General features: G+C 60.8%; 21 protein-coding genes. 17 read left to right on the top strand and 4 right to left on the bottom strand.

Annotated features, from left to right (window positions below):
- The first annotated feature begins 29 nt into the window (after positions 1-29).
- The 13 genes from Q0802_RS03620 to Q0802_RS03680 all read left to right on the top strand — a co-directional run bounded on the left by Q0802_RS03620 (position 30) and on the right by Q0802_RS03680 (position 13648).
- The gene (locus Q0802_RS03620) at positions 30-515 is read left to right on the top strand and encodes a class I SAM-dependent methyltransferase (RefSeq protein WP_298913730.1); all 486 of its coding nucleotides are present in this window, start codon (positions 30-32) and stop codon (positions 513-515) included.
- A 138-nt stretch (positions 516-653) separates the two neighbouring features.
- Positions 654-1706: a C4-dicarboxylate TRAP transporter substrate-binding protein gene (locus tag Q0802_RS03625; RefSeq protein ID WP_298913733.1), complete on the top strand. Its 1053-nt coding sequence runs from the start codon at positions 654-656 to the stop codon at positions 1704-1706.
- Positions 1707-1726: 20 nt separating this feature from the next.
- Positions 1727-2251, top strand: coding sequence for a TRAP transporter small permease (locus tag Q0802_RS03630; protein WP_298913736.1), 525 nt, complete (start codon positions 1727-1729; stop codon positions 2249-2251).
- Positions 2251-3591, top strand: coding sequence for a TRAP transporter large permease (locus Q0802_RS03635; RefSeq protein WP_298913738.1), 1341 nt, complete (start codon positions 2251-2253; stop codon positions 3589-3591). The genes Q0802_RS03630 and Q0802_RS03635 overlap by 1 nt, the downstream gene beginning before the upstream one ends.
- Positions 3588-4364 carry a helix-turn-helix domain-containing protein gene (locus Q0802_RS03640; protein ID WP_298913741.1) on the top strand — a complete coding sequence of 259 codons (777 nt, stop codon included), beginning with the start codon at positions 3588-3590 and terminating at the stop codon, positions 4362-4364. The genes Q0802_RS03635 and Q0802_RS03640 overlap by 4 nt, the downstream gene beginning before the upstream one ends.
- A gap of 21 nt (positions 4365-4385) precedes the next feature.
- Positions 4386-6482, top strand: coding sequence for a 3-hydroxyacyl-CoA dehydrogenase NAD-binding domain-containing protein (locus Q0802_RS03645; RefSeq protein ID WP_298913744.1), 2097 nt, complete (start codon positions 4386-4388; stop codon positions 6480-6482).
- Positions 6479-7654, top strand: coding sequence for an acetyl-CoA C-acyltransferase (locus tag Q0802_RS03650; RefSeq protein WP_298913747.1), 1176 nt, complete (start codon positions 6479-6481; stop codon positions 7652-7654). The genes Q0802_RS03645 and Q0802_RS03650 overlap by 4 nt, the downstream gene beginning before the upstream one ends.
- 9 nt (positions 7655-7663) lie before the next feature.
- The gene (locus Q0802_RS03655; RefSeq protein ID WP_298913750.1) at positions 7664-8863 is read left to right on the top strand and encodes an acyl-CoA dehydrogenase family protein; all 1200 of its coding nucleotides are present in this window, start codon (positions 7664-7666) and stop codon (positions 8861-8863) included.
- On the top strand, positions 8860-9993 hold the full coding sequence (locus Q0802_RS03660) for an acyl-CoA dehydrogenase (protein ID WP_298913753.1): 1134 nt from the start codon (positions 8860-8862) through the stop codon (positions 9991-9993). Before Q0802_RS03655 ends, Q0802_RS03660 begins: the two co-directional genes overlap by 4 nt.
- On the top strand, positions 9974-10375 hold the full coding sequence (locus Q0802_RS03665) for a PaaI family thioesterase (protein ID WP_298913756.1): 402 nt from the start codon (positions 9974-9976) through the stop codon (positions 10373-10375). The genes Q0802_RS03660 and Q0802_RS03665 overlap by 20 nt, the downstream gene beginning before the upstream one ends.
- The gene (locus tag Q0802_RS03670) at positions 10375-11145 is read left to right on the top strand and encodes an oxepin-CoA hydrolase, alternative type (protein WP_298913759.1); all 771 of its coding nucleotides are present in this window, start codon (positions 10375-10377) and stop codon (positions 11143-11145) included. The genes Q0802_RS03665 and Q0802_RS03670 overlap by 1 nt, the downstream gene beginning before the upstream one ends.
- Positions 11142-12143, top strand: a complete 1002-nt coding sequence (locus Q0802_RS03675; RefSeq protein ID WP_298913762.1) for a nitronate monooxygenase — start codon at positions 11142-11144, stop codon at positions 12141-12143. The genes Q0802_RS03670 and Q0802_RS03675 overlap by 4 nt, the downstream gene beginning before the upstream one ends.
- Complete coding sequence (locus Q0802_RS03680; protein ID WP_298913765.1) at positions 12140-13648, top strand: class I adenylate-forming enzyme family protein; 1509 nt, start codon at positions 12140-12142, stop codon at positions 13646-13648. Before Q0802_RS03675 ends, Q0802_RS03680 begins: the two co-directional genes overlap by 4 nt.
- A 53-nt stretch (positions 13649-13701) precedes the next feature.
- Here the strand turns inward: Q0802_RS03680 and rpe are convergent, their stop codons facing one another.
- Entirely contained in the window at positions 13702-14391 is a 690-nt protein-coding gene (gene rpe, locus Q0802_RS03685; RefSeq protein ID WP_298913768.1) for a ribulose-phosphate 3-epimerase, read from the bottom strand.
- Between the two features lie 148 nt (positions 14392-14539).
- On the opposite strand from rpe, the gene Q0802_RS03690 reads away from it, so the two are divergent.
- From Q0802_RS03690 to Q0802_RS03700, 3 genes are read left to right on the top strand one after another with little or no spacing between them, the layout of a single operon-like run.
- Entirely contained in the window at positions 14540-15559 is a 1020-nt protein-coding gene (locus tag Q0802_RS03690) for an ABC transporter substrate-binding protein (protein WP_298913771.1), read from the top strand.
- Positions 15560-15561: 2 nt separating this feature from the next.
- Entirely contained in the window at positions 15562-16329 is a 768-nt protein-coding gene (locus Q0802_RS03695) for an ABC transporter ATP-binding protein (protein WP_298913773.1), read from the top strand.
- Entirely contained in the window at positions 16322-17116 is a 795-nt protein-coding gene (locus Q0802_RS03700; RefSeq protein ID WP_298913776.1) for an ABC transporter permease, read from the top strand. Before Q0802_RS03695 ends, Q0802_RS03700 begins: the two co-directional genes overlap by 8 nt.
- Here the strand turns inward: Q0802_RS03700 and Q0802_RS03705 are convergent.
- Complete coding sequence (locus Q0802_RS03705) at positions 17113-18525, bottom strand: MmgE/PrpD family protein (RefSeq protein WP_298913779.1); 1413 nt, start codon at positions 18523-18525, stop codon at positions 17113-17115. The two genes, Q0802_RS03700 and Q0802_RS03705, sit on opposite strands and share 4 nt — an antisense overlap.
- Positions 18526-18630: 105 nt before the next feature.
- On the opposite strand from Q0802_RS03705, the gene Q0802_RS03710 reads away from it, so the two are divergent.
- Entirely contained in the window at positions 18631-19167 is a 537-nt protein-coding gene (locus Q0802_RS03710; protein WP_298913782.1) for a peroxiredoxin-like family protein, read from the top strand.
- Between the two features lie 117 nt (positions 19168-19284).
- Here Q0802_RS03710 and Q0802_RS03715 read toward each other — a convergent pair whose 3' ends face one another.
- Entirely contained in the window at positions 19285-20970 is a 1686-nt protein-coding gene (locus tag Q0802_RS03715) for an AMP-binding protein (protein WP_298913785.1), read from the bottom strand.
- Between the two features lie 75 nt (positions 20971-21045).
- Entirely contained in the window at positions 21046-21918 is an 873-nt protein-coding gene (locus tag Q0802_RS03720) for a MurR/RpiR family transcriptional regulator (RefSeq protein ID WP_298913788.1), read from the bottom strand.
- Positions 21919-22019: the final 101 nt, after the last annotated feature.

A 22019-nucleotide genomic window follows, 5' to 3' on the forward strand; every position in this document is an offset into this window, starting at 1 on the left:
GTGCAGGAAGTGTTTTCAAGGGTATTCGCATGAGCCGTCTAGATCTTTTCATCGACCGAATGGTGTCCCAGCGCGCTTGTCTGAACCATGCTGCAGAGTTGACCAAGGGCCTGCCGGGACCGGTGTTCGAGCTGGGTTTGGGAAATGGGCGTACCTATCATCATATGTGCTCCATCATGCCGCAAGGCGACATTTATGTGTTCGAGCGGGCAGTCGCCTCACACCCTGACAGCACACCGCCGGACGCTCAGGTATTTTTAGGTGATGTCTTTGAAACACTGCCAGCTGCGTTTGCGCAGTTTGGTGCCACGGTGCGCCTCATTCACGCTGATCTTGGGGGCCATAATGCCGAGAAGAACGACATCTTTGCGCGCCGGATTTCGCCGGTGATCGCCCCGCTTCTTGCGCCGGGAGGGCTTATGGTCTCCAGCGACAGGATGTATTTCGACGATATGACAGAGATTGCCCTCCCGTCCGACGCTGTTCCGGGACGATGCTTCATCTATCAGCGCTAACGCTACGGTCCTGTCCAATTCGTTGCACGGCTGTTTGCAGTGAATTTTCTTGCACGCTTGGCGTGTGTCTCATAACAATGGTAAAAATAGTGAAACATAGTTTCACTATGTAAAACAATTTTGGGAGAGATTGCCTTGATGAAGCTGAAATCCGCTGCCCTTGGTCTTGCAATGATTGCCACGGCGACACTGGCACAGGCTGACATCACTTTGATACATGGCGAGGCAGGTCCCAATCGCGGCGCGCGCGCCGCCGCCTTGCAGTGGTTTGCGGATGAAATCGCTGAGCGGTCGGAAGGGGAGATCAAACTGGATATTCAGTGGGGCGGTGCCCTATTCAAATCCAACGCCGCGATGCAATCGGTTGGCGATGGCGTCGCAGACATGGGGTCTGTTATCGCGGTCTATTATCCGCAGGAAATGGTTGCCTACGGCATTGCGGATCTGCCCATCAACAACCCGGACGCTTGGGTGGGGATGCGGGCCACCGACGCGTTGATGCGCAATTCCAAGGAAATTGCGGAAAACCTGAGGGACAAGAACCTCGTCTACATCGGCACCTGGACGACAAGCCAGGTGAACATCGGGTGTAAGGGGGCTGCGATCAGAAAGGCATCGGACATCGAACGCCTCAAGGTGCGCGGCGTTGGCGCCTACGGCAAGGTCTTCGGCGAGATGGGCGCCAACATGGTGCGCATGTCCATATATGACGCCTATCAGGGGCTCGACACCGGGCTGATCGATTGCAGTCAGGGCTATAGCTATGCCGTTGCCGCGCTCAAGCAGGCAGAAGTCATGGATAGCTACACATTGCTTAACTGGGGGCAGGTGGGCGGTGTCGGCATGTTCATGAACGCTGATGTCTATGACAGTCTCTCCGCCGCTCAGCAGGATCTTTTGAACGCGGTGGGCTCTGACATGGCGGATGAGTTTGGGCGCATCATCACCCAGGCGAACGAAGATGCCGTTGCTGCGATGAAGGAAGCTGGCGTGGAAGTGATTGTCTTGCCGGAACCTGAGCGTGAAAAACTCGTTCGCAAGGGTGGCAAGTTTCTTGCTGAATGGGTCAACACCGCTGAAAAGTCAGGGTTGCCGGGTCAGGCGCTGCTTGAGGATTATCAGGTGTTGGTCGCCAGGTTTTCAGCCGAACGTGATCAGAAAGGCTATCCTTGGGAGCGAGAAGGTAACTGATCGCTGGCTTGAGGTCTGAGATGCAAGTCAAACTGGAGCAGTTTCTGTTGGCCCTCGGCGCGGTCGCGGTGCTCCTTCTGGGCGGCGTAATTACCGCCAACGTGATCGCCCGGGCTCTTTTCGCCACTGCCGTGCCAGACAGTGTGACGATCGTGCGCGAATTGATGGTCGCGGCCATTCTTTTGCCGCTGGCCGCAACGACGGCAGCACGTGCGCATGTCTGTGTCGATTTCATTTCGGACCGGTTTGGTGCGCGATTGCGGTCGTGGTTGATCGTGCTGGGGTCGCTGATGGGAATGATCGCCCTATCTGCGCTGATCTGGGCGGGCACGCGCGATCTGAGCAAAGTTCTGGCGTCGGGAAGCTTCTTTTATGGTGATCTGAGCCTGCCCAAATGGCCGGGCAGGTTGGTCTTCGTGCTGGGCATCGCAGCCTGCTGGTTGCGCTTGGCTGAACTGGCGTGGCGAGATACATGCACCATTCTGAGGGGGGGAACGGTTCTCGATACACAGGATCATTCCCTGACCGGTGGAGGGGCGGAGTAATGGACCCTGCGACCATCGGTTTCTTCGCATTTGGCGCGGTGCTGGTGCTTTTGGCTCTGCGCGTGCCCATTGCCTTTGCGCTGGCGGCAGTTGCGACCCTTGCCACGTTTTTCATTTTTGCCTTTCGCAGCGGCACCTTCATGCCGGAACGTGCCCTTCGAGCGACCACATCCATGGTCTTTTCGAATTCGTTCGATTTGATCCACTCCTACGACCTGTCGATGATCCCGCTGTTCGTGGCTCTGGGGCATATCGCCTACCGCGCCGGGATCACCACACGCATCTATGACGCTGCCAAGGTCTGGCTGACCCGGGTGCCCGGCGGCGTGGCCATGGCCAGCGTGATGGGGTGTGGCGGCTTCTCGGCCATTACCGGCAGTTCCATTGCCTGCGCGTCGACCATGGGGCGCATTTGTACGCCTGAAATGCTGCGGATGGGATATGACCCGCGTCTGGCCACCGCAAGTGTTGCCGCAGGCGGCACGTTGGGCTCACTTATTCCCCCGTCGGTGCTGTTTATCATCTACGGGATATTTACCGAAACCTCGATCTCTGCTCTGTTCCTGGCAGGGGTTCTGCCCGGTCTTTTGACACTTGCCGGATTTGTTCTGGTCATCGCGATATGGGTCTGGCGCAGGCCAGAGATCGCCCCGCCAACGGATCAGAGATATTCGACGTCACAACGTATGCAAGCCGCGATCGGTGCCTGGCCGGCGGTTCTTCTTTTCGGGGTGATCATTGGCGGCATATATGGCGGTATTTTCACCGCAACCGAAGCCGCCGCCGTTTGTGTAAGTGCTGCGGTTCTGATCGGGTTCGGGCAACGCAGACTGGATTTGCACGGGCTGTGGGTTTCGGTCAAAGAGACCTGCGTGCAAACCACTGCGATCTTCTTCATTGCAGCGGGTGCCAAGATTTTCGTGGCCTTTATCGCCCTGACAGGGATTGCCCCCATGATCGTCGAGGCGGTCACACAAGCCCAGCTTTCAGTGATTGTGCTGATGGTCGCGATTGCACTGATCTATCTGTTGTTGGGCATGTTTCTCGATCCCATTGGCATCATGGTGCTGACCCTGCCACTGATGATCCCACTGGTGGAAAGCTACGGGCTCAACCTCATCTGGTTCGGGGTGGTCGTCATCAAACTGCTGGAGATCGGGCTGATCACGCCGCCTGTTGGCCTGAATGTTTTTGTGATTGCCAATGTGGTTGGGAAGGAAGCCCCGATAGACAAGATTTTTGCAGGCATCGCCCGTTTCCTGAGTGTCGATATCATCGTTTTGATCCTCATCATGAGTTTTCCTGCAATTTCGCTATTTGTTCCGATGGCCGCGCGATGAACCACTCCACAACAGATCGAAAATTTGCCAACACATTGGCAAGAGGGCTGAAAGTTCTTGGCGTTTTTCGGGCCAGCGATGATGGGTTGACGCACGCCCAGATCGCGGAACGGACGGCCTTGCCAAAACCAACGATATCGCGTCTCACGTATACGCTGTGCGAATTGGGTTTTTTAACCCAGGCCAGCCGGAATGACCGCTTTCACCTTGGCCCGGCAGCGATTGCGCTGGGATCGGTTGCGACTATTTCGGCAACTTTCATCGATCTGATATCTGACGCCATGCAGGAGCTTGCAAATGAAACCGGCACGCTTGGTCTGATCGCGGTTCGTGATACGATGCGCATGATGCTGGTCAAGACATGGCGACCGGAAGGAACGGCATCCATCTGGCTTGAACCCGGCCATAGAATCCCGCTTTTTGGGTCTTCTTCCGGTCAGGCCACACTTGCTGCCATGTCGGATGACAAGTTTGCAGGTCTGGCGCCCAACCCGGCTCTGGTCGATTTTCGGCAGGATGGCTACGCCCAGTTGATTGCGCAGGGGTTCACCATTGCCCCCCGCCCGACCCGCTATGCCCGAACGGTCAATGCGGTGGGCGTCCCGTTCTTTGCGTCGGAATTCGGAGCGCCCGTCGCGATTTCCTGCGGGGCGTTGCCCGAAGTGTTGACGGATGCCCGTATGGTTGAGGAGGTGGGCCCGGCCCTGCGTGAGGTGGTCCGGGAGTTGGAACACAGAACCGGTCAGGCGCCTGCTCTGACGCGGCGTGGTTGAGAGCATGAAAAGAGAGATCAGATGACAGATAAAATTGCCTATGAGCGCCATGGTGACATCGCCGTTTTACGTATCCAGAACCCGCCGGTGAACGCGCTGAGCCACGCGGTGCGCAAGGGGCTGCTGTCCGGGTTGGAGCGCGCCGAGGCCGATGACGGCGTCAAAGCGGTGCTGCTGGTGGGTGACGGGCGTGCGTTCATCGCGGGGGCGGACATCAAGGAGTTCGGCAAAACCCCGCTGGAGCCGCATTTGCCCGATCTGTGCAATCGTCTGGAGGCCTCGCCGTTGATCGTGGTGGCCTCAATGCACGGGGTCAGTCTGGGCGGCGGGCTGGAGGTGGCGCTGTCCACCCATTACCGCGTTGCGCAGCCCGATGCGCGCGTGGGCCTGCCGGAGGTGCATCTGGGGCTTTTGCCCGGCGCAGGGGGCACGCAGCGTCTGCCGCGTGTCACAGGTGTGGCGGCGGCCATCGACATGATCACCACGGGCCGCCACGTCAAAGCCCCCGAGGCGCTGGAGGCTGGCGTCATCGACCGGATCGAGGCGGGCGATCCGCAAACCGTGGGGCTGGCCTATGCGCAGGCGCTCTTGTCGGAGGGGGCCGCGCGCCGTCCGGTCAGCGCCTTGCCTGCACCGGACCCCATCGACTGGGATGCGACCTATGACGCGGTGCTGAAAAAGGGCCGGGGCCAGATTGCACCGGCGCAGGCCGTGCGTGCGGTACAGGCGAGTGTGGAGCTGCCCTTTGCCGAAGGTCTCAAGGCCGAGCGGCAGATGTTCTGGGATCTGATGAAAACCGACCAGCGGCAGGGGATGATCCATGCGTTCTTTGCCGAACGGGCGGTTGGCAACCTGCCAGAGTTGAAATCTGTGGCACCGCGCGATCTGGCCGCCATCGGGGTCATCGGGGGTGGCACGATGGGCGCGGGCATTGCCACCGCCGCCCTGTTGGCGGGTCTGCCAGTGACGCTGATTGAGATGAACGACGCTGCGATGGACGCCGCAAAATCCCGGATTGCCGGCAATCTGGCCGGGGCACTGAGGCGCTGCAAGATCAGCCAGTCAGCCCATGACGCGATGCTGAACGAGGCCCTGACGATTGCTACGGATTATGACGCGCTTGGCACGGTCGATCTGGTGATCGAGGCGGTATTCGAAGAGATGGCCGTCAAGAAATCCGTCTTTGCGCGGCTGGATGCTGCCTGCAAACCCCGGGCCATTCTGGCCAGCAACACTTCCTATCTGGACATCAACGAGATTGCCGCCAGCACCTCGCGACCGGGCGATGTGATCGGGCTGCATTTTTTCTCGCCCGCGCATGTGATGAAGCTGCTGGAGGTCGTTGTGGGGGATCAGAGCGCTGCCGATGTGGTGGCCACCGGGTTTGCCCTTGGCCAACGCTTGGGCAAGATTTCGGTGCGCGCAGGGGTCTGCGACGGCTTCATCGGCAACCGCATTCTGAGCACTTACCGAACGGCGGCGGATCATATGATCCTCGACGGGGCCTCGCCCTATCAGATCGACAGGGTGCTGACGGATTTCGGTTTCGCCATGGGACCTCACGCGGTGGCGGATCTCGCGGGGCTCGACATCGGGTGGGCGATGCGCAAACGTCTGGCCCCCAACCGCGATGCGCGCGAACGGGTCGGGCGCTACCCCGACAGGCTCTGCGAAGCGGGGCATTTCGGCCAGAAAACCGGGAAAGGCTTCTACGTTTACGAAAAAGGCCAGCGCGCAGGTGTGCCGAACCCGGAAGTCATGCCGCTGATCGAGGCAGAGCGGCAGGAAAGGGGCATCACGCCGCGTGACTTCCCGGATGCGGAGATCCTCCGCCGCTATATGGCGGCCATGGTCAACGAGGCCGCGAAAACTGTCGGCGAAAGCATCGCACGCCGCCCGCTCGACGTCGATATGGTGCTGCTTTTCGGCTACGGGTTTCCGCGCTATTGGGGCGGGCCGCTGAAATGGGCTGATCTGACAGGTTTGCCCGGCCTGCTGGCGGACATCGAAAGCTATGCGCGTGAAGACGCCTATTTCTGGCAACCCGCACCGCTGTTGCAAAAGCTGGTTGCCGAAGGCCGCAGTTTTGACGACCTGAACAAGGAGGCCGCGTCATGAAAGAGGCTGTGATCGTCTCCGCCGCCCGCACCGGGTTGGCCAAATCCTTTCGCGGCTCGTTCAACCAGACCCATGGGGCGAGCATGGGCGGTCACGTCGTGGCCGCCGCCGTGGCGCGCGCGGGGCTGGCAGCGGACCAGATCGAGGATTGCGTGATCGGCTGCGGCTTTCCCGAAGGGGCGACGGGCCAGAACATCGCACGTCAGATCGCGCTGCGGGCCGGGTTGCCGGTGACCACTTCCGGCATGACGCTCAACCGGTATTGCGCGTCCGGGCTGCAAACCATCGCGACGGCTGCGGCAGCGATTGTCTCGGAGGGCGCGGGGCCGATGGTGGCGGGTGGTGTGGAGAGCATCTCTCTGGTGCAGCCCAAGACGCAACCGACCCCGGAGCCCTGGCTGCTGGAACACAAGCCCGAGGTCTATATGGCCATGATCGAGACGGCCGACATTGTGGCCGCGCGCTATGGCATCGCCCGCGACGCGCAGGACGCCTACGGGTTGCGCAGCCAGAGGCGCATCGCCGCCGCCCAGCAGAACGGTCTTTTCGATGATGAAATCGTGCCGATGCAGACCACAATGGCGGTTCAGGACCGCGCGACTGGGGAGGTTTCACACCGGCAGGTGCGTGTTGATCGGGACGAATGCAACCGGCCTGACAGCACGGCGGAAGGGCTGGCCGCGTTGACCCCGGTGCGCGACGGCGGTGCAGTAACCGCCGGGAACGCCAGCCAGTTGTCGGACGGGGCTGCGGCAGTTGTGCTGATGGAGGCGAGCGCGGCAGAGCGGGCGGGGCTTGAGCCGATGGGTGCCTTCAGGGGCTTTGCCGTTGCCGGATGCGAGCCGGACGAAATGGGCATCGGGCCGGTTTTTGCGGTGCCGCGTCTGCTGGAGCGGCACGGGCTAAAGGTGGCGGACATCGACCTGTGGGAGCTGAACGAAGCCTTCGCCAGTCAGGCGCTTTACTGCCGGGATCGGCTGGGCATTGACCCGGAGATATTCAACGTCAATGGCGGATCAATAGCGATTGGCCATCCCTTTGGCATGACCGGCGCGCGTATGGCGGGGCATTTGCTGCGCGAGGGCAAGCGGCGCGGGGCAAAGTTCGGCGTTGTCAGCATGTGCATTGGCGGCGGTATGGGCGCTGCCGGGTTATTCGAAATCTACGGATGAGGAGCGATCATGGACCTGAGCTACAGCGACACGGAACGGGCCTTCCGGACGGAAGTTGAGCAGTTTCTGACGCAGAACCTGCCTGCGGAATTATCGGAGAAGGTGCGGTCCGGCAGGGCCTTGACGAAAGCCAATCACGAGCGCTGGCATGCGATCCTGAATGCGCAGGGCTGGCTGGCACCCAACTGGCCCAAGGAATTTGGCGGGGCGGAATGGAACGCAGTACAACGCCATCTCTTTGAAGAGGCCTGTGCGCGGGCGCATGCGCCGCGCATCGTGCCCTTTGGCCTGTCGATGCTGGGGCCGGTCCTGCAGAAGTTCGGCTCCAAGGCCCAGCAGGAACACTGGCTGCCGCGCATTCTGTCCGGGCAGGACTGGTGGTGTCAGGGCTATTCGGAACCGGGCGCTGGGTCTGATCTGGCCTCTCTCCAGACTTCTGCGGTGCGTGATGGCGCGCATTATGTGGTCAATGGTCAGAAAACCTGGACCACGCTCGGTCAGCACGCCAACATGATTTTCTGTCTGGTGCGCACCGATAAATCGGTCAAGCAGCAGGAGGGGATTTCCTTTCTGCTGATCGACATGGCCACCCCCGGTATCGAGGTGCGCCCCATTGTGCTGCTGGATGGCGGTGCGGAGGTCAATGAGGTCTGGTTTACGGATGTGCGTGTGCCGGTCGAGAACCTCGTGGGCGAAGAAAACAAGGGCTGGACCTATGCCAAGTACCTGCTCACCCATGAGCGCACGAATATCGCCGGTGTCGGTTTTTCACAGGCCGGTCTTGCGGCGGTCAAACGCCTGGCCCGGTCGGAGATGGCCGGTGGCAGGCCGCTGATCGAAAACCCGCATTTCGCCGCCCGTCTGGCGCAGGTGGAGATTGATCTGATGGCCATGTCCACCACCAACCTGCGGATCGTCTCTCGGGCGGCGGCGGGGCAGGCTCCGGGCGTCGAAAGCTCTATGCTCAAGGTCAAAGGGACAATCATCCGGCAGGAAATCAACGATCTGGCACGGCGTGCGGCGGGGGTTTATGCGATGCCCTTTGCCTCTGAGGCCGTAGAGGGGACCAATGATCCCCTGCCCGATCCCAATGGTGCCGGTCCGGTTGCGGGGCAGTATTTCAACAACCGTAAACTGTCGATTTTTGGCGGGTCGAATGAAATCCAGCGCGAGATCATTGCCAAGACGACCTTGGGGGGCAGAGCATGAATTTCGATCTGACCGAAGAACGGCAGATGTTGCAGGACACGCTGCGCCGGTTTCTGAGGGACCGGTATACGCCGCAGATACGCCATGATATTCTGCAAAGCGACAGGGGCCTGTCGCCGGAAATCTGGCGCGAGCTGGCGGAACTGGGCGTGATCGGGGCGCTTTTTGCCGAAGCGCAAGGCGGTTTTGGCGGGCGCGGCTTTGATCTGGCCGTGGTCTTTGAGGAACTGGGGCGCGCCGGGGTGGTTGAACCCTTTCTCGACAGTGCCGTGCTGGCCGGGGGGCTGATCGCGGATCTGGGCAATGAAAGCCAGCGCGCCCATGTTGCGGCGATCATCGCGGGCGAGCTGCATCTGGCCTTTGCCCACGGTGAACCGGCCAGCCGCTATGATCTGAGCCGGGTTGCCACAGGTGCCGTGCCGGAAAACGACCGCGTGGTGCTGAATGGGCGCAAGGCGGTTGTGCATAATGCCGAGGCTGCGGACCTGCTGGTGGTATCGGCGCGCGAAAGCGGCGGTGTCGATGATGCAGGGGGCCTTTCGCTGTTCTTGGTGCCGACAGAGACCGAAGGGGTCACGCGTCAGGGCTATGCGCTGCTTGCCGGGGGGCGAGCGGCGGAGGTCATTCTGGAAGATGTGAGCCTGCCAGCCAGCGCGCGCCTTGGACCAGCGGGGCAGGCATTTGCCGCCATCGAGGCCCGTGTTGCCGCCGCGAATGTGGCGCTTTGTGCTGAGACGCTGGGGGGTATGGAAACAGCCAGCCGCCTCACGCAGGACTATCTGGTGACGCGCAAGCAGTTTGGCCGCCCCATTGGCAGTTTTCAGGCGTTGGCGCACCGCATGTCGGATATGCTGATCGAACTGGAACAGGCCCGATCCGCCGTCATCAATGCAGCAGGGCATCTGGAACGCCCCCGGCCGGAGCGGGAACGCCATGTGTCGGCGGCCAAGAACCTGATGAGCCGTGCCGGGCGTCTGGTGGCCGAGGACAGTATCCAGATGCACGGCGGCATCGCCATGACGCAGGAATACGAACTGGCCCATATCGCAAAACGCATCGTGATGGCCGAACACAGGTTCGGCGATTGCGACCATCATCTGGAGCGGTTCATTGCCCTCTCAGCAGCCTGAATTTCCCATCAGCGGCGCGCAGGAGCTGATTGGCTACGAGGTCGATCTCGACCGCGCTTCCGGACGCGCCGAGGTCAGCCTTGAGATCGCGCCGCAGCATCTGAACCGCAACGCCAGCCTGCACGGCGGTATTCTGGCGATGATGCTTGATAGCGCGGCGGGGTTTGCCGCCTCGCTGGGCTTTGGCGGTGACACACTGGCGCAGGTTGTCACCGTGTCGCTGAGCACGCAGTTCATTGCCCCTGTGCACGACGGCCGTGTGGTGGCGCGCGGCACGCTATCGGGAGGCGGGCGCAAAATTATTCATGCGGATGCGGTCCTGCATGATGCCGAAGGTCGCTTGATCGCCAAGGCCTCCGGCACGTTCAAGAGGGTTACGTAATGGCGCGGGTCGAGGATAAGGGGGACCGTCTGATCATCTGGAACGGCAATGCGGCTCGGCGGGGGGCGCTTTCGCCCGAACTTTATGCCGCGCTGGCCGAAGCGATGCGCCGTGCTGAAGAGCCGCGCGTCCGGGCCGTTATCCTGACCTCGGAAGGGGATTTTTTCTGCGCGGGCGGGGACCTCAATGTGCTGATCGAGCGTCGCAAACTCTCCGAAACGGCGCGCCGCGCCAGGGTGGACGACCTGCATGATCTCATCCGCGCGCTGCGCGCCTGCCCGGTGCCGCTGATTGCTGCGATAGAAGGTGGGGCGGCGGGTGCCGGTTTGTCGCTGGCACTGGCCTGTGATCTCATCATCGCGGCAGCGGGAGCCAAATTCACGGCGGCCTATGTCAAGGCCGGGCTGGTGCCGGATGCGGGGCTGACCGCCTCAATGGCGCGCTGCCTACCGCGCCCGCTGGCCATGGAGATGTGCCTGCTGGCACAAGCGGTGTCGGCGGAACGCATGGGCGCATTGGGCGTGGTCAATGAGGTGGCAGCACCGGGGGAGGCCTTTGCCCGCGCTATGGTGCTGGCGGACAGCCTGGCACAGGGGCCGCGTGACGCGCAGCGCGTCATTAGGGCGCTGGTCGCGGACAGCTATGAGACACCACAGGCGCAGCAGTTGGACGCGGAACGCGACGCCATGGCGCGCGCCGCAGGCGGTGCGGAAGCGGCGGAGGGCATTGCCGCCTTTCTGGAAAAACGCGCGCCGGAGTTCGGGTCATGATCTGGGACACCGAACTGACGCGCCGTCTGGGCATCCGCCGCCCGATCGTGGCGGGAGGTTTGCAATGGCTTGCAAATGCGCCTTACGTTTCCGCTGCTGCCCATGCCGGGATCATGGGATTCATCACGGCAGCCAGTTTTCCCGACCCTGCCGATTTACGGGCGGAAATCGCCAGAACGCGCGCGGCCTGTGGCACCCTTCCCTTCGGGGTCAACGTCTCCATGCTGCCGAAACTGGTGCCGGGTGATCAGACTGAGGATATTTTCCGGCTCATCGCGGATGAAGGTGTTAAAGTGATCGAGACATCAGGGCGCAACCCGGAACCCTATATGCCCTTGCTGAAAGATCTGGGGCTGACCGTTCTGCACAAGGTTCCGGCGGTGCGCTATGCGCTGAAGGCACAAGCGGTGGGCGTTGATATGGTCTCTATCGTGGGTGCGGAATGTGGCGGGCACCCGGGTCTGGTTATGATCGGCTCTTTCGTGAATGGGGCCATGGCGGGCGAGGCGCTGGACATTCCGTTTCTGATCGGTGGCGGTGTCGGGCATGGCAGCCAGTTGATGGCAGCGCTTGGGATGGGGGCGGCTGGCGTTGTGATGGGTACACGCCTGCTGGTCAGCACGGAACTGGTGGCGCATGAGGGCTATAAGCGGGCGCTGGTGGCAGCCACGGAACGCGACACGGCGCTGAGCATGCAGTCGGTGCGCAATACTGTGCGCACGCTGGCCAATGACACCACAGCCGAAGTACTCCGGATGGAGGCCGAGACGCCGGAGATCACCATTCAGGACCTGATGCCGCTGGTAGCTGGTAAGATCGGGCGCAAGGCCTATGAGAGCGGCGATGTGAGCCGGGGGTTACTTTCGGCAGGTCATGCTCTGGGGTTGACCGACAGGATCGAACCCATGGCGGATATCATCGCGCGTATCGAGACACAGGCGCTGGCTGCCCAGGTGCGGTTGTCGGATGCGGTTCAGATGGCGGAGGCCGCACAATGAGCCCGCGTGTGGAGGATTTTCTGAGCGATCAGGTGGCCCGCCGCCCGGCGGCTTTTGCCATGTCCGATGGCACAGGCGCGCAGTGGCGCTGGCAGGATCTGAGCGTGGCCAGTGACGCCGCCGCTGCTTGTCTGGCCGAGCGGGGCGTCGTGGCCGGAGACCGGGTTGTGATCTTATGTGAAAATTCCGCAGCGGCGGTTGCGTTTCTTTTTGGCTGCTGGCGGACGGGCGCTGTTGCGGTGCCGGTGAATGCACGCCAGTCGGCGGCGGAACTTGCGCGCATCTTTGATCATGCGGCCCCTCGCGCGGTTGTATTCACGACCGCCGTGTCCCCGGATGCGACCGCCCATGCCGCGCGGCATGATACGGTGTCGCTGACCGGTGCCTTCGGCACGGTGCAGATTGCCACGCCTCACGCTTCCAACCCCGAAGAGGACCCGTGCCTTGCGGTGTTGCTCTATACCACCGGCACGACGGGTATGCCAAAGGGTGTGATGCTGAGCCATGCCAACCTGCGGTTTGGTGGGATGGCGTCGGCGCGGTTGCGCGGCATGACGGCGCGCGACCTGATCTATGGCGTTTTGCCGATTTCCCATGTGTTCGGTCTGGCCTCGATTGTGACGGCGGCGGCCTACACAGGGGCGGCCATTCGATTTGAGGCACGGTTTTCAGCGTCCAAACTCCATGCGGCACTGGGTCAGGGCATCACGCTTTTGTCGGCCGTGCCGCAGATGCACGCGCTTTTGATGCAGTATACAGCGGCGCAGGGGCATGAGCGGCTGGGGTCGGACAATCTGCGCTATGTATCTTCGGGGGCGGCCCCGCTTGATCCCACGTGGAAGCGCAAGGCGGAGGCGTTTTACGGCGTGGCGCTGCAAAACGGATATGGCATGACGGAGACGACAGCAGGGGTGACGATCACTGATAACCCGTTGGGATCAGAAGATATCTCCGCTGGGCCGCCCTTGCCGGGCGTGGAGCTGCGCATTGACCAAAGCGTGCCGGGCGGCGGCGATGGCTTGGGGGAGGTGCTGACGCGTGGAGGCCATGTCATGTTGGGGTACTTCCGCAATCTCGAAGAGACGGCGCGGGTGCTGGATGCGCAGGGCTGGATGCATACGGGCGATCTGGGCAAGATTGATGAGGCGGGAAACCTGCACATATTGGGACGCTCAAAAGAGCTGATCATCCACGGGGGGTTCAATGTCTATCCACCGGAGGTGGAGGCCGCGATCAACGATCATCCGCAGGTCATTCAGTCGGCCGTGATCGGGAAGATGACAGCAGGGGACGAGGAGGTTCTGGCCTTTGTGCAAGTGGCCCCGGCCTGTGATCTGAGCCCGGATAGCTTGCGCGATTTTCTGAAGGACCGGCTGGCGGGGTACAAACGCCCGAGTGCGATTGTGCTGGCCACGGAACTGCCGGCCGCCCCGACGGGCAAGATCCTAAAGCATCGGTTGCTGACGCATTTCGCGGATCAACTGCGCGAACGGGCGGGGTCTTAAGTGGCGGTGGCCTGAAGCCCACCTTACCGGATGCGGCGCTGTTGCGCGTTCAGTCAGACATATGTGCCTTCTGCGGCCTGCCTTATGGCGCGGATGTTTGCGCCGTAAGGGGTCGGGTCCTGAACTGACCCACCCCGGAAGACCGCAGAGCCTGCCACCAGCACATCCGCGCCTGCCGAGGCCACGATCGGCGCGGTGCTCGGGTCGACCCCGCCGTCGATTTCGATATGCACGGGGCGCTCCCCGATCATTGCGCGCAGCTTTCTGATCTTGGCTGACATGTCGATGAATTTCTGCCCGCCAAAACCGGGGTTCACGGTCATCACGCAGATCAGATCGACGCTGTCGATCAGCTCCGAGACAGCCTCTGCCGGTGTGCCGGGGTTCAGCGCGACCCCCGCTTTGGCACCTGCGCCGCGAATGGCTTGTAAAGTGCGGTGGATATGCGGACCTGCCTCCACATGGGCGGTGATCACATCGGCACCGGCCCGCGCGAAAGCGTCGATATAGGAATCCACCGGCGCGATCATCAGGTGCACGTCCATCACGCCTTTGATATGCGGGCGAATGGCGGCACAGGTCGCAGGCCCAAAGGTGATGTTTGGCACAAAATGCCCGTCCATCACATCCACGTGGACCCAATCGGCTCCCTGCGCTTCTATGGCCTCACATTCAGCGCCGAAATTGGCAAAATCAGCGGCGAGGATGGAGGGGGCTATCTTGATGGAACGGTCGAAGGACATGCGCGCGCCTTTAGTCAGAGAGGGGTCATCCGCGCTATAGCCTCCGGCACGGCCATGGCGCAAGGGCAGAGCCTGCTTGCACGGGGCAGGACCTGCGCTACACTGACTGCAACAGCGCATCTGCGCCCGATCTTTGAGGGAGACCATCATGCCTAATTTCAACCGCCGCGACGCACTTGCAAGCATAGGAGCCGCAACGGCTCTGGGTCTCGCCGCACCCGCCTATGCGTCCGGCAAGAAGATCACCGTGGGTGCGCTGCGGTTCACCAGCCATTCAGGCTCCTTCATCGCTTTTGAGCGGAATTATTTTGCGGATGCCGGGCTGGACGTGGACCTGAAATTTTTCCAAGCGGCGCAACCGATGGCCGTGGCCATTGCCAGCGGCGATGTGGATTACGCGGTGACGGCCATTTCGGGCGGGTTGGTATCGCTGGCCGACAAGGGGGCGATCAAGGTCATTGGCGGGGCTCTTTCGGAAGAGCCGGGCATTGACGGTCAGAAAATCCTGGCATCGGATGCGGCGTTTCAGGCCGGTCTGACAACGCCGGCAGCATTGGATGGCAGGACATTCGGGATGTCCACGGCAGGATCATCCTTCCATTACATGGGCTCCAAAGTGGCTGTTGCCGAAGGGGCCACGCTGTCCTTCAAACCGTTGCAAAAGGTGGGCGCGATCATCGGCGCGCTGAAGTCGGGCCAGATTGATGCCTGGTCCATCGTGCCCCATATCGCCAAGCCGTTGGCCGGGTCCGGTGCTGTGCATATCATCGGCAGTATCGCCGACTATCTGCCCGACTATCAGGTCACAACCGTTTTCACATCCGCCGCCAATGCCAGCGATGAACCTGTGCTGACACAGGGTTTTCTGGGCGCCTATTCGAAAGGTGTGGCCGACTACAACGCCACGATGATTGCACAGGAAAGCGGACAGGAGGGCATCGATGCGATGGTCGATCTGATCCACAAATATGTCTATACCGACAGGCCGCGCGAAAAGGCCGCCCCGTCGATCATCAACGGGACCATGCGGTTGAACGAGGGGGCGAAGCTGAACGTTGCCTCTGTGCGCGATCAGCTGGAATGGTTTCAGGCTGAGGGTCTGGTGGATGCGGGGATCACGCTGGACACGCTGCTGGATACCTCTTTTGTCGAGACCGTGGGCAGCTAGGGGTGGAATTGCATCTGGCCGATGTGGGCCACCACTACGGCGCGCGCGAGGTTCTGCGCGACATCACTCTGGACATTCCCGAAGGCCAGATCGTCTGTGTCGTTGGCCCTTCTGGTTGTGGCAAATCGACGTTGCTGCGCCTCATGGGCGGGCTGGAACGGCCAGATGCAGGCGCGGTGATCCAGCGCGGCGAGACGCCCCCGGGGTGCCTCAATGCGCTCACCTATATCTTTCAGGATTTTGCGCTGCTGCCCTGGCGGACGGTCGCGGGAAATGTGTCGCTGGTACTGGAAGATCACGCGATGCCGTCACCGGAACGGCGCGCGCGGATCGCGGATGTGCTGGCCCGGACCCGGCTGTCGGATTTCGCGGATGCGCTGCCGCGCCAGCTTTCGGGCGGGATGAAACAGCGGGTGGCGATTGCGCGCGCACTGGTGGTCAATCCGGCGGTAATGCTGATGGACGAACCGCTCTCCGCGCTGGACAGCCAGACCCGCGAACTCTTGATGGATGATCTGGTCGGGCTTTGGACGCGGACGCCTTTCACGGCCGTTTATGTGACGCATAATCTGGCCGAAGCGGTGCGTCTGGGGCACCGGATTGTGGTTCTGTCGCGCAGGCCGGGCGAGATCCGCGAGATTGTCGAACTGGCGATGCCACTGGAACGGCGCGGCTACGGCGACGCGACATTGGAGCGGGCGCAGCAACACCTGTGGGGTATGATGCGCGATGAGGCTGCGGCAGCGGATGCGGAGCTGATAGATGCCTGAACCGGGCAGGCAGGTGGCTTTTCGCGGCGGTGGCTTTGCCCCGACACCACGCCGTTGGGTCGGGTTTGCCGTTTTTGCCGCGCTGATCCTGCTGGCCGAATGGGGCACGCGGTCGGGTGTGATTTCCGCCCTGACCCTGCCACGCCCCAGCGACGTGATTTTGACCTTTCAGGAGCTTTACGCCTCGGGCCTGCTGTTCAAACATCTTGGCCCGTCGTTGAGCCGGCTGGTGATTGGCGCAGTGCTGGGGGTGACGGTCGGCATCGGCATCGGGCTGATGATGGGGTTGTTTTCCTACATTCGCGCCGGTCTGGTGCCACTGGTAGCGGCGATTTTCCCGATCCCCAAGATTGCGCTGCTACCGCTCTTTGTCATCTGGTTCGGGATCGATGAAGGATCGAAATATGCGCTTATCGCCTTTGGCACCTTCACGCCGACGGTTGTTGCGACCTACGCAGCGGTGGACAATGTGGACCGCACGCTCATTCGCATGGGGCAAAGCTTCGGGCTGAGCTGGGTGAGCATTCTGCGCAAGATCGTGCTGCCGGGGGCGATGCCGGGCATTCTGGCGGGGCTGCGGATTTCGCTGGCCATCGCCATCATCCTGCTGGTCGCGGCGGAGATGCTGGGTGCTGAATACGGGATCGGTGCCTATATTCTGGAGGCCGGCGCGCTCTACGATCTGGAACGGCTTTTTGCGGGCGTGGTCATCCTGTCTGTTCTTGGGGTTCTGGTGAGCGCTTTGATCGGAGTGATCGAAAAGCACCTGCTGGGCTGGCGCAGTTAGGGAGCGGGTGTCACCAGCGCGGTGAGTTCGCAAAACCGCGCATCCGGTTCGAGCAGCCGGTCGCGCATGGACCAGATCCGCGCGCTGCGTTCGGCCCCCAGGGTCGGTGCGGCAAAATTGTGGAACTTCCGCTCGATTTCAGCTTCTGTAAGGGGCGCATCAAGCCCGCCGCGCGCATGGGTATCTCCGGATTTGAGCACGCGCCCGTCGGTTGTTGTGAGGGTCACATCCGCCATGCGGTATTGCGGGAAGGTGGCATTGTGGCGGTTCTCCACTCGCACGGAAATGCGCGGCATCAGGCGCGCAACCTCCGGATCAGTGAGACCGGCACCTGCGATGTGTTCAGGCCCCACGTGCCCGTAGCGCATCAGCGTGGCCAACGCGAAAGCCAGCGAATACTGCGCTTGTCCGGTGGTTTCCGGCATGCCCGGATAGAGGGCGGCGCTTTCGGCAAAGGTGCCGATGCGCAGGCTTTCTATGTGGTTGTGGGTCAGATCGTGCCGGCGCATGAGGCCGTCCAGCGCATCCAGAGGGGCATGCGTCCAGCGGCAGACAGGATAGGGTTTGATGTAGTTCTCAAGGATCGTCCAGCGGGTGCCGAGGTCCTGCCAGAAGTCGCACACTTCCGGGGCTTCGACGGTGATCGCGGGTGCTCCTTCAAAGCCGCGCAGCGCCAGCAGGGTGGCCATGGAACCGGTCAGAGCGCCCATGCCAGAGCCATCGTGCAGCATGGTCGGATGGGCAATCTCGCGCATCATCTGGCTGCGCGGCCCGTGGTATTCGGCAATGCCGAGGGCCTCCCGCAGCTGTTTCTGTGACGCGTTCCGAAGGCGGCACCCAAGCGCCGCAACCGCCAGCGCATTCCATGCACCGGACGTATGATAATCGTGCACCGTTGCGTGCAGCGCCAGACCGGCTCGCGCGCCGATTTCGTAAGACATGGCCAGAGTGTCGAGCGCCGCTGTCGCCGTCAGATCGGGTAGGGCCGCCGAAAAGGCGATCAGCGCCGGGACAACCGCACAGCCAATGTGGCCTTTTACCGGGTTGAAACCATCATGTCCGTCCAGATTGTCGATCTGCGTGGCCGCGGCAAAGGCGGCCCCGGGAATCGAGGCCAGACGACCGTCAAAAAGAAGGGGGGCTGCATGTTCTGAGCTGCCCGCGCCATGAAAATCGACGACGAAATCCCGCGCAATCCTTGACGGATCGAGCCTGGTTGCACCGGCCGCGACACCCAAGGTATCAATCAGCAGGAGAGCTGCCATGCGCCGCGCGGGCGGCGGAACATCAGGGGTGTCGATGAAGCCTGAAACCATGTCAAAAGGTGATGCCATGTTGGGGGTGCTTTCCAATTGCTGCCCACTCAGCAAGCACCGGTTTTCACCCTGAGGCATGTCTGTCTGCGACATGGATGCTGCGGAAATCAAGCACAAGATTATGTGAACATGGGTCACTGGTCTTGGTGCGACATCCATGAGAGATAACAACCGAAATTCAAATTCAGGAGATCTGCCATGCTGATGCCACGCCAGAAAGTACCCAAACTCGTTTTGCCCTTGCTTGATGGGGGCACGTTCGATCTGTCGGGTGATGCGGCCGAAACCGGAACTGTTGTGTGCTTTTATCGCGGGTTGCATTGCCCGATCTGTGCGACTTACCTCGCAGAGCTTGAAAAACGCACCGGCGATTTTGCCGAGCGGGGTGTGAAAACAATCGCGGTAAGCTCGGATGGTGAAGAACGGACCCGTGCGATGGCCGACAAGATCGAGGCGAAATCCTTGCGGTTTGGATATGACCTGAGCTTGTCGACAGCCAAGGAATGGGGGCTTTACATTTCAACCTCGCGTGGCAAGACGTCGATCGGGATCGAAGAACCCGCCCTGTTTTCCGAGCCAGGGTTGTTCATGATCACCCCGCAGCAAACCTTGTACTATGGTTCGGTGCAGACCATGCCGTTCGTGCGTCCACATTTTTCCGAACTTGTCGGCGCTTTGGATTTTGCCATCAAGAACGATTATCCGGCGCGCGGCGAATATACCGGTGCCGTCTAAAAATTGAGCGGCTCCGCCGCATGACATGTCCCGGACAAATTCTTGCAGGATTTGTCCGGTGCTGGCGCGCGGTGAGAGGGCGTGACAGTTTACCTGCCGTGCCCGCTTGTTGCGTTTTCAGCCTGCCAGTTCCGCCATCATCTGATCACGCATGATGAATTTTTGGGGCTTGCCCGTGACGGTCATCGGCAATTCATCCCTGATAGAGAAATGGGCCGGCACCTTGAAGTGGGCGATATTGTCTTTGCAGAATTGCCTGATGTCTTCTGGGGATATCTTGCTGCCTGCGTGAAGAACGATCCATGCGCAGACAATTTCGCCATAGGTATCATTGGGGATGCCAAACACCTGCGCCTGGGCGATGTCAGGATGCGTGTAGAGAAATTCTTCGATTTCGCGCGGATAGATGTTTTCGCCGCCACGCAAGATCATGTCTTTGACGCGACCGGTGATGGTGCAATACCCCTGCGCATCCAGTGTGGCCAGATCGCCAGTGTGCATCCATCCATCCGGATCAATGCTGTCAGCTGTCTTGGCGTCCTCCCCCCAATAGCCGCGCATCACCGAATAACCGCGCGTGAGCAATTCACCCTGGGCACCAATCGGCACGGTCTGTCCTTCTTCATCGACAACGCAGACCTCCACATGGGGATGGATGCGACCGACAGAGGAGACGCGTTGTTCAAGCGGATCATCCACGTTGCTCTGAAAGGAGACTGGGGAAGTTTCGGTCATCCCGTAGGCGATGGTCACATTGTGCATGTTCATTCTCGCCTGCACCTGCCGCATCACTTCGATGGGGCAGGGTGCACCGGCCATGATGCCGGTGCGCAGATGGGACAGATCGTGGTTTTCAAAATCCGGCAGGGCCAATTCATTCACGAACATCGTCGGGACCCCAAAAAGAGCGGTGCATTTTTCTTCTGAAACGGCAGCGAGTGTTTCACGCGGGTCGAACCCTTCGCCCGGGACTACGATTGTTGCCCCTTTGGTCACGCAGCCCAACGTGCCCATAACCATGCCAAAGCAATGATAGAAGGGCACGGGGATGCAGAGCCGGTCGTTTTGCGTGAACTCCATCGCCTGAGTGACGAAGCGGGCGTTGTTGACGATGTTGTGGTGGGTCAGGCTGGCCCCTTTGGGGCTACCGGTGGTGCCGGAGGTAAACTGGATATTGATCACATCCTGTGGGTCGAGGGTTTGCGCGATGGCTTCGAGATCGGCCTCGGGTCTGGCCTTACAGAGGTTTGCGAAGCTCAGTATGCCAGCGGGCACATCATCGCCCATCACGATGATGCTGCGCAGATGTGGCAGGCGTTCGGCGTGTAGATTTCCAGGCGTCGCCGCTGCCAGTTCCGGCGCCAGTTCGCTGAGCATTCCGGTGTAGTCCGATGATTTGAAACGGCGCGCGGTGATCAATGCCATGCAGCCAACCTTGTTAAGGGCGTATTCCAGTTCTGACCGTCTGTAGGCTGGATTGATGCAAACAAGGATTGCCCCGATACGTGCGGTGGCAAATTGGGCGAGCAGCCATTCGAACCGATTGGGCGACCAGATACCAACGCGGTCCCCCTTTTGCAGATTGAGGCCTAGCAATCCGTGGGCAAGGCGATCGACCTGATGATTGAGCTCAGCATATGTCCATCTGATACCCTGGGCCCGAAATACCGCCGCAGGATGGTCTGCAAGGCGCGCGGCTGTTTGCGACAGCAGATCCGAAATCGTCACATTCCAAAGCGGCTCTGCCCGATCGCCGATGACGTGAGAAACACCGTTCCTTGGACATCTGTCATGATCGGTCATCGCAAAGCTCCTCAATGGGTTGCCGCAAATTACCTGAAAGTCAGGGCAGCAGGCAATTGCGTCAGCGGCTGAATATCAGGTGAATTTTCGGAAGAGTTTGGTTTGGTCGAACATTTCTTCAAGCGTGTGCATGCGGTTTTTTGTGGTTTCCCAGCTAAGATCCTGCACGGCTGCGATGACCGTTTCAACAAGCAACAGCGTGGTGGCAGCGGAATCCCAGGCAGAGGGCACGACAATGCGGCTGGAGAAGGAAACATGTGCCAGACGATGGATGGGCGAGCGCCATTGATCGGTAAACAGGATGATCTTTGCGCCGCGCTGATGGGCCATTTCCGCCAGCTTGAGCGTATTGCTTTCGTAGCGGCGGACATCGAATATCACGAAAGTATCCCCCGGTCCCACGTCCAGCAAATAATGCGGCCACGCGTTTGAGGTGGATTGGATGTGGATGACGTCGGGCCGGATCATCTGCATGTGCAGGAAAAGATATTCCGCCATTGTATGTGTTATGCGGCCACCGACAATGTTCAACCGCGACCTGGTGTCGGCCAGCTGGGCACAGGCTTTGTCGAAATCGGCGGTGTCAATCTGTCCCAGCGAGTGGCGGATATTGTCGATGACAGCCTCGGTGAACCGATTGAGCACATGTCCTGAGGGCGCACCTTCGGCCCAGGTGTCGTGTTTTGCGATGGGGCTTTTGACCTTCGCGCGCAGTTCCTCGCGCAGTTCCGCCTGAAATTCAGGATAGCCTTTGAACCCCAGTTTCTGAACCATCCGCGCCACTGTCGGCGTGGAGACATCGGCGTCATTGGCGAGGGTCGTGATGGGCCCCAGACCGGACGCGGGATAGTTTTCAAGGATCGAATGTGCAAGTTGCCGTTCGGCCCGGGTCAGGTTTTCCAGGCGGTCCTGAATGCGGTCAGCGATGGTCAGATTAGCGTCACCCAAGTTGCCTGCCCCTATTTTGACGGATTTTATTACAGAAAGATGAAATCTGAAGAGAATCTTTCATTATTGTGTTGACAGAATCCTGATCCGGCAAGAAGTTT

It is taken from the genome of uncultured Roseobacter sp., assembly GCF_947495275.1.
Taxonomy (GTDB): Bacteria; Pseudomonadota; Alphaproteobacteria; order Rhodobacterales; family Rhodobacteraceae; genus Roseobacter.

Excerpts from the sequence above, each read along its gene's own strand:
- Q0802_RS03620 (WP_298913730.1), top strand. The coding sequence starts at position 30 with ATGAGCCGTCTAGATCTTTTCATCGACCGAATGGTGTCCCAGCGCGCT.
- Q0802_RS03625 (WP_298913733.1), top strand. The coding sequence starts at position 654 with ATGAAGCTGAAATCCGCTGCCCTTGGTCTTGCAATGATTGCCACGGCG.
- Q0802_RS03630 (WP_298913736.1), top strand. The coding sequence starts at position 1,727 with ATGCAAGTCAAACTGGAGCAGTTTCTGTTGGCCCTCGGCGCGGTCGCG.
- Q0802_RS03635 (WP_298913738.1), top strand. The coding sequence starts at position 2,251 with ATGGACCCTGCGACCATCGGTTTCTTCGCATTTGGCGCGGTGCTGGTG.
- Q0802_RS03640 (WP_298913741.1), top strand. The coding sequence starts at position 3,588 with ATGAACCACTCCACAACAGATCGAAAATTTGCCAACACATTGGCAAGA.
- Q0802_RS03645 (WP_298913744.1), top strand. The coding sequence starts at position 4,386 with ATGACAGATAAAATTGCCTATGAGCGCCATGGTGACATCGCCGTTTTA.
- Q0802_RS03650 (WP_298913747.1), top strand. The coding sequence starts at position 6,479 with ATGAAAGAGGCTGTGATCGTCTCCGCCGCCCGCACCGGGTTGGCCAAA.
- Q0802_RS03655 (WP_298913750.1), top strand. The coding sequence starts at position 7,664 with ATGGACCTGAGCTACAGCGACACGGAACGGGCCTTCCGGACGGAAGTT.
- Q0802_RS03660 (WP_298913753.1), top strand. The coding sequence starts at position 8,860 with ATGAATTTCGATCTGACCGAAGAACGGCAGATGTTGCAGGACACGCTG.
- Q0802_RS03670 (WP_298913759.1), top strand. The coding sequence starts at position 10,375 with ATGGCGCGGGTCGAGGATAAGGGGGACCGTCTGATCATCTGGAACGGC.
- Q0802_RS03675 (WP_298913762.1), top strand. The coding sequence starts at position 11,142 with ATGATCTGGGACACCGAACTGACGCGCCGTCTGGGCATCCGCCGCCCG.
- Q0802_RS03680 (WP_298913765.1), top strand. The coding sequence starts at position 12,140 with ATGAGCCCGCGTGTGGAGGATTTTCTGAGCGATCAGGTGGCCCGCCGC.
- rpe (WP_298913768.1), bottom strand. The coding sequence starts at position 14,391 with ATGTCCTTCGACCGTTCCATCAAGATAGCCCCCTCCATCCTCGCCGCT.
- Q0802_RS03690 (WP_298913771.1), top strand. The coding sequence starts at position 14,540 with ATGCCTAATTTCAACCGCCGCGACGCACTTGCAAGCATAGGAGCCGCA.
- Q0802_RS03700 (WP_298913776.1), top strand. The coding sequence starts at position 16,322 with ATGCCTGAACCGGGCAGGCAGGTGGCTTTTCGCGGCGGTGGCTTTGCC.
- Q0802_RS03705 (WP_298913779.1), bottom strand. The coding sequence starts at position 18,525 with ATGTCGCAGACAGACATGCCTCAGGGTGAAAACCGGTGCTTGCTGAGT.
- Q0802_RS03710 (WP_298913782.1), top strand. The coding sequence starts at position 18,631 with ATGCTGATGCCACGCCAGAAAGTACCCAAACTCGTTTTGCCCTTGCTT.
- Q0802_RS03715 (WP_298913785.1), bottom strand. The coding sequence starts at position 20,970 with ATGACCGATCATGACAGATGTCCAAGGAACGGTGTTTCTCACGTCATC.